Genomic DNA, 13,734 nt, shown 5'->3' with positions numbered 1-13,734 from the left:
TGAGCCCGGTCAACTACCGAGCCCACGCCCTCGCGGCCTAACCTGACTTCACAGTCCAACCTTCGGGGACCAGTTCACTGGCACCGCGCCTCCCGTCCGGCGGTGGTGGCGACCACCGCCCCGCGTGATCGGAAGGTTCAGACCGTTCCGGAGCAGACTCGGGAGATGGCCGAGATCCTCGCACCGTTCCGGAGCCGTCGTGTGGTGCTCGTCGCGATCGTCGTGGCGTTGCTCACCCTGGGGGCGCTGCTGCTCTTCGCGCCGCGGGTGCACGAAGGTGCGCGATTGGTCAGCGCGGTGCTGCTGAGCTGCGCATTCGGCAGCATGGCCGCTGCAGCCGTGCTCTTCCTCCGTGTGAGTGGCATGCCGAAACCGGGGTCGGTCCTGGACGGTCTGGACACCGCACGTCGTCGCGACGTCGGCCGCGCCGTGATCCAGGGAGAGGACGTCCGCCTGTCGGAGTCGGAGGAACCGCACGCGGTGGCGTTCGCGAGGGCGTACCGGGACTGGCTGCCGCGCTGGACTGCACCGTACATCGCGCTGATGCTCGGTTTGTTCCTCGAGGCCCTCGCGCAACTGCGCACCTGGGACGGCGGGTTCGTGGCGGTCCTCCTCGTCCTGGAGTTCGCGCTGGTGCTGTGCGCGGGTGTCGTGTTGGTGCCGCTCCAGGTCCGCCGCATCGCCGGGGCCGATCGGTTCGTGGCCCGCCACGGCGACCTCGACTGACTCGGTGTCAGGGATCCGGCGGCGGGTGTTCCGCCGCCCACATCGCGTCGAGCGCGGCCTGCAGCTGCTCGATCCCGACGTCGTGCCGATCGGCGTCATCGACGGCCCGCCGCAACGAGTCGAGCACCGCAGCAGGCAGCGCGCCGCTCCGTTCCGCGACCCGCGTACCGGATCCCAGCCGCGTCGCGACGAAGCCCTCGGCATCCAGGCGCTGGAACGCCTTCGCGACCGTGCCGGGGGCGACCGACATGTCGCGCGCCAGCTGCCGGACGGACGGCAGGCGTGTTCCGGGGGCCAGCAGCCCCACGGAGATCTGGCCGCGGATGAGGTCGGCGATCGCCTCGGCGCTGGACGGGAGCCCCGACGGCGGGGAGCCGGATCCGCTCACACGCGGGCCCGACGGGGGTCGTGTGCGACGGCGGCGGACGTGCGTCGCCGACGCCCGCGCAGGAGCTGCGCGACGAGCAGCGCGAGACCCAACCCGACCGAGCAGTGTGCCGCGACGTCGAGGACGGGTCCCGCAGCGGCGAACGACGTGCCGAACTCGATCGTCCCGATGTGCGTGCGCGGGATCGAGGTCCGCAGCTGCGACGCTCGCGCGACGAGTTCCCAGGCGGTTCCGATCGTGATCAGCAGTGCTGCCGTCGCGCTCCGGAGCACCGCCGTGGACAGGCCTCGGCGGATCAGGTCGTCGGCGACGCGGTCGTCGTGGAAGCGGGGGACCCGCGCGATGCGCTGCAGTCCGGTCAGTGCGACGACGGCGAGCACGAGCGCTGCCGTCAGGACCGGGACGCCGTAGTACCAGCCGAAGAACTCCGTGGACGCGGTGCCGTCGTCGCCCACGGGGATGGTGATGAACGCCCAGCGCCCCTCGCCGTCGTCCGACGACATGGCTCCGGCGGCGATCACCGTGACGGCGAGGACGGCGGACGCCACGGCGGCCACGAGGACCTCGCTGCGCGACGTGAAGGTCAGCGCGCCACGGTGCCGCAGGTCGAGCACCGGCCGGGTGTCGGACGGGCGGGTGACCGGGAGGTGCGCTGCGGCGACGCACGCCACGATCCCCGCGGCGATCGGCAGCACGGTCGGCCACCACTGGAACGTACCGATCGACAGGAGCGACAGGAGCGCCGCGACCAGCCACCCGGCCGCGGTGATCGCCGCTGCGACCCGACCACGCCGGGGGGTGGATCGGTCCGGAGCGCCGGCGTGCGCGTCTGTCACGGCATCACGACGGGCATCGGCGTGCGCGAGGACACCGCCCACGGTCAGACCGATGCCGACGGCGATCGGCAGACCGGACGTGACGAGCATGAACATCGAGTACCCCCTGGACCAAGGTGTACCACGGTCGTGACACAGTTGGGAAGGGCTTGCACCCTACCGGCCGGTCGGTACGAGGCGATCGAGCTGCTGGCGTGGGTGCGCGCGCAACCACGCAGGTCGCAGCTGCTCGAGGGCTCCGTGCTGCCTGCTGTACCCGAGCCTCCAGGCCGGGGCCCGAGATGCCGGCGTTCCTCACGGCATGACGTCACCGGAGTTCGGGCCGAGCGTCTGCCCGGTGTACAGGTCACCCGCGGGCGACGACGCGAGCAGCAGTGCGGTGGGGGCCACCTCGGCCGGGACGCCGAAGCGCCCGATCGGCAGCTCGGCCGCCTTGTCGGTCCGCCACTGCGCGGTCATCGCGTCCGTCATGGGCGAGACGATCGGGCCGGGCGCGATCGCGTTGACCAGCACGCCGCGTCCGCTCCACTCGATCGCGGCGCTCTTGGTCAGCGCGATGACACCGGCCTTCGCGGCGGCGTAGTGGGCGATCTCGGAACCACCCTTGATCGCCAGCTGCGAGGCGAGGTTGACGATGCGCCCGTCGCCGTCGCGGAGCATGCGCCGGCCGACGGCACGCATCATCAGGAACACACCCGTCAGGTCGATCGCGATGATGCGGTTCCAGTCCGCCACCGTCAGCGCTTCGAGCGGTGACTGCGACAGGACGCCGGCCGCGTTGACGAGCACCTGGATGCCGCCGAACTCGTCGTCGATCGCGGCGACGACGGCCTCGACCTGGTCCTCGTCGGTGACGTCGAGGACGACGGTCCGGACGTCGAGCCGGTGTGCGAGCGCCCGCAGGCCCTCGACGTCGCGGTCCGCGGCGACGACCTGTGCTCCGGCGGCGACGAAGGTCTCGACGATCGCGAGTCCGATGCCGCTGGCGCCGCCGGTGACGAGCGCCGTGGACCCGGTGAGGTCGAACACGGTGTTGTCCCCGGGCATCAGTCGGCCATGAAGATGGTCAGGCCGCCGTCGACGACGAGCTCGTGCCCGGTGACGTAGCGGGCTTCGCGGCTGAGCAGGAACCGGATCACCGCAGCGGCTTCGTCGGCCTGACCGACTCGGCCCCACGGGATCCGTTCGCCGGCGGCGTCGAGGCCGGCCGGGCCGAGCGAGTTCTGCGCGTCCATCGACTGCGGCGTCTCGATGAGTCCGGGGATGATCGTGTTGACCCGGATCCCACGGGGTGCCAGCTCGGCTGCGGCGCTCCGGACGAGCCCGATGACGGCGGCCTTGCACGCGGCGTAGTGGCTGTGCGCGGCCCAGCCGTACACACCGCCTGCGATCGACGACACCGCCACCATCGAGCCCCCGGCGCCGAGGTGTCGTGCGCCGGCACGCAGGGTTCGCATCACGCCGTGCAGGTCGACCTGCAGCAGGTCGTTCCAGTCGTCGTCGGTCATGGTGTCCAGCGGCTGCCGTCGGAGCACCCCGGCGCCGGCGACGACGTGGTCGACGCGCCCCCACCGGTCGAGTGCTGCCCGGAACACGGCATCGACGTCCTCGGTGCGTCGGACGTCCGCCGTCACGGTGAGTGCGTGGCCGCCAGCAGCTTCGACGGCCGCGACGACGGTCGACGGGTCGTGCGGGTCACCGGCGAACACCGGGATGACGATGTTCGCCCCGTGTTCGGCGAGCTGCACGGCGAGGGCCGCGCCGATCCCGCTCGCGGCACCGGTGACGACGGCGACACTGTCGGCGAACTCCGAGTACACGGTCTGCTGCGTCGACGTGCTCAATGCTCGATCACCGCCACGCGCTTGGTCGCGAGCATGATCAGCCCGGACAGGACCATGCCGCCGGCCCCCACGATGATGGCTGCCGGGCCGAGACCGACGCTTCCGGCGACGAGTGCCGTGAGCACAGCGGACCCGATGATCGAGCCGGGCTGGCCCATCGCGGTGACGAACGCCGAGCCGGTCGCACGGCAGCTCGAGTCGAAGCACTCGGCCTGCAGGAACAGCAGGGAGGCGTACGGGCCGAGCAGGAAGAACAGCGTCAGCATGTACGTGATCAGCACGTAGCCGAAGTCGTTCGGGCCGAGCACGAACAGGGTCCAGCACACCCCGGCGAGCAGCCAGCCGCCCACGATGGTGACCTTGCGGCCGATGATGTCGCCGAGCCACCCGTGGAACAGGTACCCGGCGGCGCCGACGACGTTGGAGAGCACGATGATCAGCAGGGACATGCTGGTGTCGATGCCCTTGACGCCCTCGAGCATCGTGGTGCCGAGGACGCTCGTGGTGGTGATGCCGAAGTAGTTCACGATCCACGCGATCGAGAGCACGATGGTGTTGCGTGCGTAGCGACGTCCGAAGATCGCCTTGAGCGAGGGCCGTTCACCGTCGACGATGCCGAAGCGTGTCGCGATCGCAGCGGCCTCGTCGGTGCGGCCGGACTTCCGCAGCTCACGCAGGTAGGTGTTGAGCCGGTGCTGCGGGGTCTCCTTGATGCCCTTGCGCAGGAACAGGACGAACAGCGCCGGCACGGTGGCGATGAGGAACGCGAGCCGCCACGAGTCCGGGCCGAACAGGCCGTTGATGCCGGCGATGAACGCGGCGGCCAGCAGCGCACCGATGGGCCACCCGGTCTGGACCAGGCTGTAGAAGAAGCCGCGGCGCTTCCGGATGCCCTCGACCTCGGTCAGGGCGAAGACCTCGTTCAGGTACGTGGAGTTGACCGACTGCTCCGCCATGCCGAACCCGCTGAGCGCCCGGAAGCCCACCAGCGACGCGACCCCGGACGACGCTGCCGTCAGTGCCGACGAGAGCGCCGCACCGCCGATCGTGATCATCATGCCGCGACGTCGTCCCATGCGGTCGACGAACAGGCCGACCAGGATCACGACGACGAAGACGCCGACGCTCACGAGCGTGTTCGCCAGCAGCGCCGTCTGTTCGTTCCAGCCGAAGTCCTCGGCGATGCGGGGCAGGAGGGTGCCGAACATGATGAAGTCGTAGACGGCGAGGGTCCAGGCGAAGAACGCCAGGGTGGCGCCGCGCTTGGTCTCCTTGGCGCCGATGGCCGGGAACCTCCCGGTGGCGAGCTGGACGTCCTCGGGCTCGCGGATGGTCGTGGTGGACATGGTCTTCCTCTCGATGCTGCGGTGCTGGCGGATCGGGTGGGTCGTGCGGGGAGCGTCGGTGGTTCAGCGACGCTGCGGCGGGACGGAGCCCCCACCGCGTGCGAGGAACTCGGCGTGCACCCGGTCGCGCGGTGCGTCGACGGAGAGCAGCACGGCGAGCAGCAGGCGTGCCTTGAGGCCGTCGAGCTGCCCTGCCGGGACGAGTCCCGCGTCGAGCAGGTCGATCTCGCTGCCGGGGAAGCCGTAGGTCGTCGCGAGTGTCGTTCCGGCGCCGGTCCGTGACGCCATGACCACCGGCATCTTCCGGGCCAGCGCGCGGACGGCGTCGAGGGTGCGTTCTGCCACGTGCCCGCCGCCGAAGCCCTCGACGACCGCGCCGCGGTAGCCGAGGTCGCCGAGCGCATCGAGGACGCGTCCGTCGTCGTCGAGGCTGACCCGGTGCAGGGCCATCGGGGGCAGCGGTGCCACGCGTTCGGTGACGGCGGGCATCTGGTGCGCCGGCGACCGGAAGACCGGGACCCCTTCCGCGACCCAGCCGAGCGGCCCTGCTCCGGGCGAGGCGAACGCCCCGGTCGAGAACGTGTGCGTCTTGCGGACCGTGCTGGCGGCGTGGACCTGGTCGTCGAGCACGACGAGCACACCGCGTTCGCGAGCGCTCGGGTGCGCGGCGACGCACACCGCCGCCAGCAGGTTGGCCGGGCCGTCCGCACCGGGGGCCGACGCGTGTCGCATGGCACCGGTGAGCACGAGCGGCTCGGGACGGTCCCAGGCCAGGTCGAGCAGGTACGCCGTCTCCTCGATCGTGTCGGTGCCCTGCGAGAGCACGACACCCGAAGCCCCGTCGCGAACGGCGGCGTGCGCCGCTTGGAGTGCGACCTGCACGTCGTGGAACCCGAGCGAGGGAGAGGGGACGAGGGCCAACTGTCGCGCGTCGACACGTGCGACCTCGGCGATCTCGGGCACGGCGGAGACCAGGTGCTGCGCGTCGAGGCGTGGCACGGCGCCGGACCGGTTGGCCGCGTCGCCCGAGGTGACGCTCGCGATGGTCCCGCCCAGGGCCAGGTAGGCGATCGAGGGGAGCGGCGTGCCGGTCACGTCCGGACCTCCGTACGTCGGGCGACCGCGGACGCGAGGACCCGGTACGTCCGGTCGGTGTCGTCGCGGGGGTCGGCGGCCCGGAGGCGACGATCCACCGCGGGCCAGTCAGGACGTCCGGCGCTGACCAGTTCGACGGCCTCGAGGACCCCGTTCACGCCCTGCGCGACGACGCTCCGGCCCGTCGGTCCGACGACCACGACGCGCACGGTCCCGGGGGCCTCGTGGATCCGGACGTGCTCGGGGCCGAACAGGCGTGACGCCCAGGCGACCAGGCCGAGCTGCGCCCGCTTGCGTGCCGCGGGGGTGTCCTCGACGCCGTCGGCGTCCGCATCACGCGTCCCGCCGGCGCTGCCGCATACGCCGCACATCAGTACTCGCGCGGGCGCTCGGGCCGGCCGAAGGGGAACCGGGTGCGGAAGTCGTCCGCGATCGCGTTCATCGGCAGGAACCGCACCCCCTCGTGTCCGCCGATGTACTCGATGAGCCGTTCGATCATGAGCAGGACCTGCGGCCGCCCGGACACGTCGGGGTGGATCGTGATCGGGAACACCGCGTAGTCGAGCTCGCGGTAGACCCAGTCGAACTGGTCCTTCCACATCTGCTCGACGTCGCGGGGGTTGACGAAGCCGTGGCTGTTCGGGCTGGACTTGATGAACATCATCGGCGGCAGGTCGTCGACGTACCAGTTCGCCGCGATCTCGACCAGATCGATCTCCTGCCCGTGCACGAGCGGCGTCATCCAGGTCTGGGGGTCCTGCGCGTAGTCGATCGGGGTCCACGAGTCGCCGACGATCGAGTAGTACGGCACGAAGTCCTTGTGCTGCTGGCTGTGGTCGTAGCTGAACCCGAACTTCTGCAACAGGGTCGGCGTGTACGTGCTCAGCTCCCACCACGGCGCGACGTACCCGGCCGGCTGCGTGCCGGTGAGCTTCGTGATGAGCTCCACCGAGCGCTCCATCACGGCGTCCTCTTGCGCCTCGGTCATCGCGACGGGGTTCTCGTGGCTGTAGCCGTGCGCGCCGATCTCGTGTCCGGCGTCGAACAGGGCCTTGCACTGCTCGGGGAACGTCTCGAGCGAGTGCCCGGGGATGAACCAGGTCGCCGTGATGCCCGCCCGGTCGAACACCCGCTGCAGCCGCGGCACACCGGTGCGGCCCGCGAAGATCCCGCGCTGGATGTCGGAGGGCGAGTCCGCCCCGCCGTAGGAACCGAGCCACCCCGCGACGGCGTCGATGTCGACGCCGAACGACACGAAGATCTCTTTCACCATGGGACACCGTCTCTCGTCATTGTTGCAACTGGTGCAATCGATTGCATGTCCTGGAAGCGTGCCAGTCGTGTGTTTCAGGCGCCCGATGTCTGTGTAACGAACCTGTTTCGGCTGAGGCGGAAGTGATCGTGACGCGCCTGTTCGCAACCGTTCGCGTTTCCGAGGGAGCGACGATCCGTCACCTAGACTGCGTGGATGGGCACCACGGACACCGACCCGGCTGGGGACCGGCACCCGGGCCGTCGTGGTGAGGCGAGCCTCCAGGCCATCGCCGGCCGCGCCGGCGTCCACATCTCGACCGCATCGCGTGTGCTCCGGCAGACCGAGCCGGCCAGGGGGTGGAGTGCGTCGGCGCAGCGGGTGCTCGCCGCCGCGGCCGAGCTCGGCTACCGGCCCAACCGGATCGCGTCGTCACTGCGGACGCGTCGGTCCAACACCATCGGTGTGGTGATGCCACGCCTGGCCGACACCGTCATCGCGACCATCTGCCAGTCCGTGGAGTCCGCCGCGCGGTCTGCCGGGTACCAGCTGCTGCTCACGACGCCTCCGGACGAGATGGGCGCCCAGCTCGAAGCCGTCGACTTCCTGCTCTCGCGGCAGGTCGACGGTCTCATCGTGAGCTCCCTGCACCTGTCGGGACCGAACGCGCGCCTGACGGACCTGCCCGTGCCGGTCATCGCCACCAACCGGCACCCGGGATCGTGGATGCCCGCCGTGGTCGGCGACGACGTCGACGGCGGTCGCACGGCCACCGAGCACCTGCTCGCGCTGGGGCACCGGCGTATCGGCGTCGTCGCGGGTCCACGCCACGCCAGCACGGGTGTGGAACGGGTGGAGGGCTTCCGGCTCGCGCACCAGCAGCGCGACCTGGTGGTCGACGAGGCGCTCGTCGTGCACAGCGACTTCGAGGTCGAGGGTGGGGTCGTCGGCGCGCACACCCTGCTCGCGCTGGCCGACCCGCCCACGGCGATCTTCGCGGTCAACGACACGGCGGCGATCGGCGTGATGGGGGCCGCCCGACAACGCGGCATGCGTGTCCCCGACGACCTGTCGATCGTCGGATACAACGACATCCCGGTCGTCGCCCAGCTGCCCACGCCCCTGACGACCGTGCACTCGCCGACGGCGATGATGGGCGCGTTGGCAGTCGAGCGGCTGCTCGCCGCCATCGGTGGCGATCCGCTGCTGGGGGAGACCCTTCCGGTTTCCTTGGTGGTGCGGTCGTCGACCGCGAGCCTGTCGCGCTGACCCGGCTCCGTGGCCGGGCGCCGCGCGACGCCCGGCAATCGGTGCTCCGTGACGGACTGGAGGGCCGGTGCCAGCTGGCACCCCTCCCTCGCAGGCTCGGTCGGCGCGCCCCGCGCAACGCTTCGCGTTGCCGCTGAGCGGTGCGCGCCGGTCCGTCAGTGGGGCTGCGCCGGCGCCCCGTCGTCCAGCGTCCACAGCGCCGCATCGGCGTGCTGCGCGACGTACGCCCGTGCTCGACGCATCCGGCGGATCGTGACCGGGACGAGCCACACCACCACGAGCACCAGGAACGCCAGGTAGACGTCGGGGAGCCACCCGAGGATGCCTCGGAGTGACGCCGAGACGAACTGGAACGTCAGGGCCAGGTACAGCAGGCCGATGAACGCCATCTGGAACCGCATCGCCAGCGGGACCAGGCGCGCGTACTGCACAGCGCCTCGCTCCTCGGCAGGGTCGAGGGGGAGTTCCTTGCCCCGCAACACCACCTTCGCGAAGCGCCGCAGTCGACCGACGTCGCGCCCGCCCGTGTCCCGGAGCGCCCGGTTGAGGGGAAGCGCGGCGTACACCGTCGCGACTGCTGTCGCGGTGAACGTCAGTTGCCCGGCTGACAACACGTCCTGCAGCAGGTCGCCGCCCCGGTCGCCGCCGAGGATCGCGAGCAGCGTGACCCCGATCGTCGACACCACGACGGCGATGACGAACGTCACGGTGATCCTGCGGACCTTCCGTCGGACGGCATCGGCGCCGGGGACAGTGTCGCCGTGGTCGGCGATCGGTGGCTCCGTCCGGCGGAACACTGCGCCGAGTGGTCGCGCGACGGCGAGGAGCACCGCTGCGCCGCCGATGACGACCACCGGCACCCACACCGGGCCCCGTGCCGAGATGGTCGCGAGCACGATGAACACCGCCGCGACGACGTCGACCAGGACGACGCCCAGGAACCACCAGCCGAGGTACCGGCGGCCGTCCGTGGAGGACCGGTGGTCCCAGTACGCCGCGAGTGACCCGACCACGACCGGTCCCATGACCAGGAACGGTGACGACGACGCGGTGGCGACCACGAGCCACCGCGCAGCGTCGTGGAGCTGCAGCGCGACCAGCAGCGCGACGCCGAGCGTCGACGCCGTGGCGACGACGATCATCGCGAGGTACAGGAAGACGCGCATCGGTGCTCCTTCGGGGAATGAGGACACCTCGATCGTGCTCGGGATCGGCACCGCTGGCTCACTTCGTGCGGTTCCGCGCAACCGCGGCGTCATCCCGACCCGTCGGCCGGCTGGGTGTGGGTGGCCGGTCGGCTGTTGCAGGTCATCCGCCAGACGCTTGGCACGCCGGGCGCGTGGGGCGATCCTCCACATGGGGGCGCTCCCGCTCCCTTGGAGGATCGAGGGGAACCATGAGAACACGGATGTCACTGCTCGCCACGGGATTGCTGGTCGCGAGCATGTCGCTCGCCGGAGCGCAGGCGGCCACGGCGGCCACCGCCCACCCTGACCAAGGCGGCGTCGGCTGTGGTCCGGTCGTGACCAAGCTCAGCGACGTCACAAGCGCGGGCACGACGAAGACGTCGCCGTCCGGACCCAACTGGAGCGTGTCGGGCGTCGGTCCGGGGACGTTGTCGCTGACCAAGTCAGTGGCGGTGAGCAACTCGGTCACGGGGAACGCCGGCGTCTCCGCCGAGACCGTCAGCGGTTCCGTCGGGTTCAACGTCACGTCGACGTACACGACGTCGACGGGGTACTCCGTCGCGATCCCCGCCGGGCAGACCTGGGTGCTCCGTGCCGATGCCGTCTACTCGGTCACGACGTTCCACTGGACGCAGACCCAGACCTGCAATGTGCCCGGTGGCGGCTTCAGCAAGTCGGGCAACGGGAAGGCATACAAGTTCGAGCGGCTCCAGTACCGTTCGTACCGTGCCTGAATCCGGACACCAGTGGCCCGCGGTGCTGCGCTCGATGCGCGGGACCGCGGGTCGCCGTGCGCTCGCGGTGTGGGTCACGACGATCGCAGCGCTCGTGCTGACGGGGTGCTCGACCGCGCACCCGACGCAGTACCGGATCGACCCCGCCGTCGATCGGCTGCCGGTCGTCTCGGCGGACGGCGCGCTCACCGCTGCGTTGCCGGCGGCCGTCCGCTCGCATGTCGTCGCAACCGGGAAGACCGAGGGCGCGAGCTTCGCCATCGCGCTCTCACGGGGTCGATGCGGGGTCGCAATCAGTGACGGCCACGGGACGGATGCCGTCACAGCGACCGCCCCGCGTTCCTCGGATGACCCGCTCGCCGCGCCGGACTCCGCCGCCGCGAAACGGGCGATAGGCCCGTCCACGAGCGTCGCGGCGTCGTCCTCCACCGTTCCTGTCACGCTCTGGTGCGGGATCCACGGAGCAGTGGTGGCGCTCGGAACGAAGACGACCTCCGCCACGACCGGTACGGTCATGACGCTCCCCGCCGCGGCGGGGACGACACTGTTCGTGAGTGCGGCCGGTGAACAGTAGCCACTGACGGACCGGAGGCTCGGTGCCGCCAGACGCCGGGCCTCCGGTCCGTCTTGCGGTCAGGTGTCCGTGATCGGCCCACCGCGAGGTCCTTGCCGTCGCCCGGACCGGGTGGCCGGACCGGTGCTCGGGCCGTCGCTCGAGCCAGACGACCGGAACGTTGCGCCGGTCGGTCGATCCGCTGCGTGGAGCGCTCCGCGGCGCACGTTTCCGCCAGAAAGTGGGAGGAATGCGTCGCGCGTTGCTCAATAGGCTTTCGGCAGGGTCGGCCCCGGTGCCGATCCGTCCGCATCCGCGGTACCCCAACGACGGGAGGTTCGACATGTCGCAGTTCGTCCAGACCCACTCGCAGGACGCCATCGTCGGTGAACCCGAGGTCGTCGAGGACCGCCCGACCGTGCGCCAGGTCGCCGCGCACCCGGCGTGGCTGCGGCTGAAGGCCGCCGTCCAGGCCTTCCGTGCGCTGCAGACGACCGACGGCTCGGTACCGGACCCCGCGCACCACGCAACGGCCGCTGAGCACCTGGCCACGATCCTCCCGGCCGTCGCCGAACTGGCCCCGTTCTTCCCGCACGACGCCGCGTACCTCGACGCGCTGCAGGGCGACTTCACCCGCTGGCGTGACGAGGGCTTCGGAGTGCCGGACTTCCTCGATTCGCTGAACGCGTTCCAGCCGCAGCAGCACCGCATCGACGGGCTCGGCCACCTGGTCGTGTTCCCGATGGTGACGCAGAACGGCAGCTCGAGCCGCCTGGTCGAGGCCGTCCTGGTCGAGACCATCTGGCCGGAGTTCATCGCCGAGCTCGAGTCCGGCGACTACGGCAACGCGCTGTTCGTCGCACTGCGCTTCGTCGACTTCACCCCGGGCTACGACACGAACTCGGCCGTGCTGTTCCCCGAGACGGTCGCGATGCGCGAGATCCCCGCGTTCACGTGGGGCGCGATCTTCCAGGACCGCGAGGCCGCCCGCTACCGCAAGGTCGTCCGTGCGGCTGCGGCGATCACGAAGCTCGAGCTGCCCGACGACGCTGCCGCGATGCTCGACGACCAAGAGCTCACCGAGCGGGTCTTCGTGATGTGGGACATCATCCACGACCGCTCCCACATGCGCGGTGACCTGCCGTTCGACCCGTTCATGATCAAGCAGCGGATGCCGTTCTTCCTGTACTCGCTCGAGGAACTGCGGTGCGACCTGACGGCGTTCCGTGAGTCGGTGCGACTGGAACGGACGCTGTCGGCGATGCCGGACGACGAGCTCAGCCCGGCGCAGCGCGAGATCCGTGACCACGCACGCCTGGTGCAGTACGCGGTCGTGTTCGACCGCATCTTCCGCTTCGCGATCACCGGCAGCCGTGTCCGCAACTACGACGGGCTCGGCGGTCAGCTGCTCTTCGCGTGGATGCACCAGCACGGGGTGCTGCACTGGACCGACACCCGCCTGACGATCGACTGGGACGCGATGCCCGACGTCATCATCGCGCTCAGTGACCAGATCAACGAGCTGTACTGGCGGTCGATCGACCGGCCCAAGGGGGCGCACTGGCTCGCCGCGTACGAGATGGTGCGGCAGACGCTGACGCCGCACCCGGCCTCGCGGTGGGCCGTCGGGCTGCCCAGTGAGACGCTCGCCGGGCCGCCGAAGGGCTACACGGACGCGGTGATGGACGACGAGTTCCCGCTGTCGATGTTCTACGAGGCGCTCAACAAGAAGATGGCCACCGTCATCGCGTCGACGGCGGGCATCACGGGGCACTCGGACGTCACCGCGGTGCCGGACGTGGCCGCGTGAGCGACGCCGGGCCGCTCACCGGCCGACTGGTGCTGGTCGCGGGTGCGACCAGCACCAGCGGCCAGGCCGTGGCGCGCGCACTGGTCGCCGCGGGCGCATCGGTGATCGCGGTCGGGACACGCGCGGACGCCCTGGAGGCCCTGGCCGCGTCCGTCCCGGGCGTCGCCACCCGGACGTGCGACCTCGCCGACCTCGGCGCGGTCACCGCACTGGCTTCCGACGTCCGCGCATCCTCCGGTCGGGTGGACGGCCTCGTCCACCTGGTCGGAGGGTGGCGCGGCGGCGGCGGGCTCATCGGCCAGTCGGACGAGGACTGGGACTTCTTCGACCGGGCCTTCCGCACGCTCCGCAACACCACGCGGGTGTTCAACGACGACCTGCTGGCCTCGCCCGCCGGCCGGATGGCGTTCGTGTCCTCGACCGCTGTCGACGCGCCGACGGCCGGTGCCGCGAACTACGCCGCCGCCAAGGCCGCGTCGGACGCGTGGGTCCGTGCCGTGGCGCAGGGCTTCCGCAAGGCCGGGTCGCCCGCTGCCGCGACGGTGTTCGTCGTCGGCGCGCTCGCCGGGCTCGAGGATCGTCTGGGCGACGAGGTCGTCCGGCTCTGGGATGCCGACCCGGCCGACGTCAACGGCGCCCGCATCCCGCTCCAGCCGGCGTGAACAGCGTCCCGACCCAGCTCCCGCACTCCTCG

Annotated in this window: 15 protein-coding genes; 6 read left to right on the top strand and 9 right to left on the bottom strand. The window is 71.0% G+C overall.

Annotated elements, in window-relative coordinates:
• The first annotated feature begins 165 nt into the window (after window positions 1–165).
• Window positions 166–726, top strand: a complete 561-nt coding sequence (locus MT346_RS09395) for a hypothetical protein (protein WP_243562792.1) — start codon at window positions 166–168, stop codon at window positions 724–726.
• A 7-nt stretch (window positions 727–733) separates the two neighbouring features.
• Here the strand turns inward: MT346_RS09395 and MT346_RS09390 are convergent, their stop codons facing one another.
• From MT346_RS09390 to MT346_RS09355, 8 genes are all read right to left on the bottom strand, one after another.
• Window positions 734–1,114, bottom strand: a complete 381-nt coding sequence (locus MT346_RS09390; RefSeq protein WP_243562790.1) for a GntR family transcriptional regulator — start codon at window positions 1,112–1,114, stop codon at window positions 734–736.
• Complete coding sequence (locus MT346_RS09385; RefSeq protein ID WP_243562789.1) at window positions 1,111–2,046, bottom strand: hypothetical protein; 936 nt, start codon at window positions 2,044–2,046, stop codon at window positions 1,111–1,113. Before MT346_RS09385 ends, MT346_RS09390 begins: the two co-directional genes overlap by 4 nt.
• 198 nt (window positions 2,047–2,244) lie before the next feature.
• Window positions 2,245–2,997: an SDR family NAD(P)-dependent oxidoreductase gene (locus MT346_RS09380; RefSeq protein ID WP_243562787.1), complete on the bottom strand. Its 753-nt coding sequence runs from the start codon at window positions 2,995–2,997 to the stop codon at window positions 2,245–2,247.
• On the bottom strand, window positions 2,997–3,794 hold the full coding sequence (locus MT346_RS09375) for an SDR family NAD(P)-dependent oxidoreductase (protein WP_243562786.1): 798 nt from the start codon (window positions 3,792–3,794) through the stop codon (window positions 2,997–2,999). Before MT346_RS09375 ends, MT346_RS09380 begins: the two co-directional genes overlap by 1 nt.
• Window positions 3,791–5,140 (bottom strand): MFS transporter, encoded by a 1,350-nt coding sequence (locus tag MT346_RS09370; protein WP_243562785.1) that lies wholly within the window; start codon window positions 5,138–5,140, stop codon window positions 3,791–3,793. The genes MT346_RS09375 and MT346_RS09370 overlap by 4 nt, the downstream gene beginning before the upstream one ends.
• A gap of 63 nt (window positions 5,141–5,203) precedes the next feature.
• Complete coding sequence (locus tag MT346_RS09365) at window positions 5,204–6,235, bottom strand: asparaginase (RefSeq protein ID WP_243562784.1); 1,032 nt, start codon at window positions 6,233–6,235, stop codon at window positions 5,204–5,206.
• Complete coding sequence (locus MT346_RS09360) at window positions 6,232–6,606, bottom strand: hypothetical protein (protein ID WP_243562783.1); 375 nt, start codon at window positions 6,604–6,606, stop codon at window positions 6,232–6,234. The genes MT346_RS09365 and MT346_RS09360 overlap by 4 nt, the downstream gene beginning before the upstream one ends.
• Window positions 6,606–7,508: a polysaccharide deacetylase gene (locus MT346_RS09355; protein ID WP_243562781.1), complete on the bottom strand. Its 903-nt coding sequence runs from the start codon at window positions 7,506–7,508 to the stop codon at window positions 6,606–6,608. The genes MT346_RS09360 and MT346_RS09355 overlap by 1 nt, the downstream gene beginning before the upstream one ends.
• Window positions 7,509–7,703: 195 nt before the next feature.
• On the opposite strand from MT346_RS09355, the gene MT346_RS09350 reads away from it, so the two are divergent.
• Window positions 7,704–8,756 (top strand): LacI family DNA-binding transcriptional regulator, encoded by a 1,053-nt coding sequence (locus MT346_RS09350; RefSeq protein ID WP_243562779.1) that lies wholly within the window; start codon window positions 7,704–7,706, stop codon window positions 8,754–8,756.
• A 155-nt stretch (window positions 8,757–8,911) separates the two neighbouring features.
• Here MT346_RS09350 and MT346_RS09345 read toward each other — a convergent pair whose 3' ends face one another.
• A complete protein-coding gene (locus tag MT346_RS09345; RefSeq protein ID WP_243562778.1) occupies window positions 8,912–9,922 on the bottom strand; it encodes a hypothetical protein in 1,011 nt (336 codons plus the stop codon).
• A 242-nt stretch (window positions 9,923–10,164) separates the two neighbouring features.
• On the opposite strand from MT346_RS09345, the gene MT346_RS09340 reads away from it, so the two are divergent.
• The 4 genes from MT346_RS09340 to MT346_RS09325 all read left to right on the top strand — a co-directional run bounded on the left by MT346_RS09340 (window position 10,165) and on the right by MT346_RS09325 (window position 13,702).
• Entirely contained in the window at window positions 10,165–10,677 is a 513-nt protein-coding gene (locus MT346_RS09340) for a hypothetical protein (RefSeq protein WP_243562777.1), read from the top strand.
• On the top strand, window positions 10,670–11,251 hold the full coding sequence (locus MT346_RS09335; RefSeq protein WP_243562776.1) for a hypothetical protein: 582 nt from the start codon (window positions 10,670–10,672) through the stop codon (window positions 11,249–11,251). The genes MT346_RS09340 and MT346_RS09335 overlap by 8 nt, the downstream gene beginning before the upstream one ends.
• A gap of 322 nt (window positions 11,252–11,573) precedes the next feature.
• Window positions 11,574–13,040, top strand: a complete 1,467-nt coding sequence (locus tag MT346_RS09330; RefSeq protein WP_243562775.1) for a DUF6421 family protein — start codon at window positions 11,574–11,576, stop codon at window positions 13,038–13,040.
• Window positions 13,037–13,702: an SDR family oxidoreductase gene (locus tag MT346_RS09325; protein ID WP_243562773.1), complete on the top strand. Its 666-nt coding sequence runs from the start codon at window positions 13,037–13,039 to the stop codon at window positions 13,700–13,702. Before MT346_RS09330 ends, MT346_RS09325 begins: the two co-directional genes overlap by 4 nt.
• Window positions 13,703–13,734 lie beyond the last annotated feature (32 nt).

This window comes from Curtobacterium sp. VKM Ac-2922, assembly GCF_022815645.1.
Lineage (GTDB): Bacteria > Actinomycetota > Actinomycetes > Actinomycetales > Microbacteriaceae > Curtobacterium.
The sequence above is the reverse complement of the archived record's forward strand: the minus strand, read 5'-3'. Positions and strand labels throughout refer to the sequence as shown.

What these genes read in the sequence shown, in the direction of transcription:
- MT346_RS09395 (WP_243562792.1), top strand. Translation starts at nt 166, where the DNA reads ATGGCCGAGATCCTCGCACCGTTCCGGAGCCGTCGTGTGGTGCTCGTC.
- MT346_RS09385 (WP_243562789.1), bottom strand. Translation starts at nt 2,046, where the DNA reads ATGTTCATGCTCGTCACGTCCGGTCTGCCGATCGCCGTCGGCATCGGT.
- MT346_RS09380 (WP_243562787.1), bottom strand. Translation starts at nt 2,997, where the DNA reads ATGCCCGGGGACAACACCGTGTTCGACCTCACCGGGTCCACGGCGCTC.
- MT346_RS09370 (WP_243562785.1), bottom strand. Translation starts at nt 5,140, where the DNA reads ATGTCCACCACGACCATCCGCGAGCCCGAGGACGTCCAGCTCGCCACC.
- MT346_RS09360 (WP_243562783.1), bottom strand. Translation starts at nt 6,606, where the DNA reads ATGTGCGGCGTATGCGGCAGCGCCGGCGGGACGCGTGATGCGGACGCC.
- MT346_RS09355 (WP_243562781.1), bottom strand. Translation starts at nt 7,508, where the DNA reads ATGGTGAAAGAGATCTTCGTGTCGTTCGGCGTCGACATCGACGCCGTC.
- MT346_RS09350 (WP_243562779.1), top strand. Translation starts at nt 7,704, where the DNA reads ATGGGCACCACGGACACCGACCCGGCTGGGGACCGGCACCCGGGCCGT.
- MT346_RS09345 (WP_243562778.1), bottom strand. Translation starts at nt 9,922, where the DNA reads ATGCGCGTCTTCCTGTACCTCGCGATGATCGTCGTCGCCACGGCGTCG.
- MT346_RS09340 (WP_243562777.1), top strand. Translation starts at nt 10,165, where the DNA reads ATGTCACTGCTCGCCACGGGATTGCTGGTCGCGAGCATGTCGCTCGCC.
- MT346_RS09330 (WP_243562775.1), top strand. Translation starts at nt 11,574, where the DNA reads ATGTCGCAGTTCGTCCAGACCCACTCGCAGGACGCCATCGTCGGTGAA.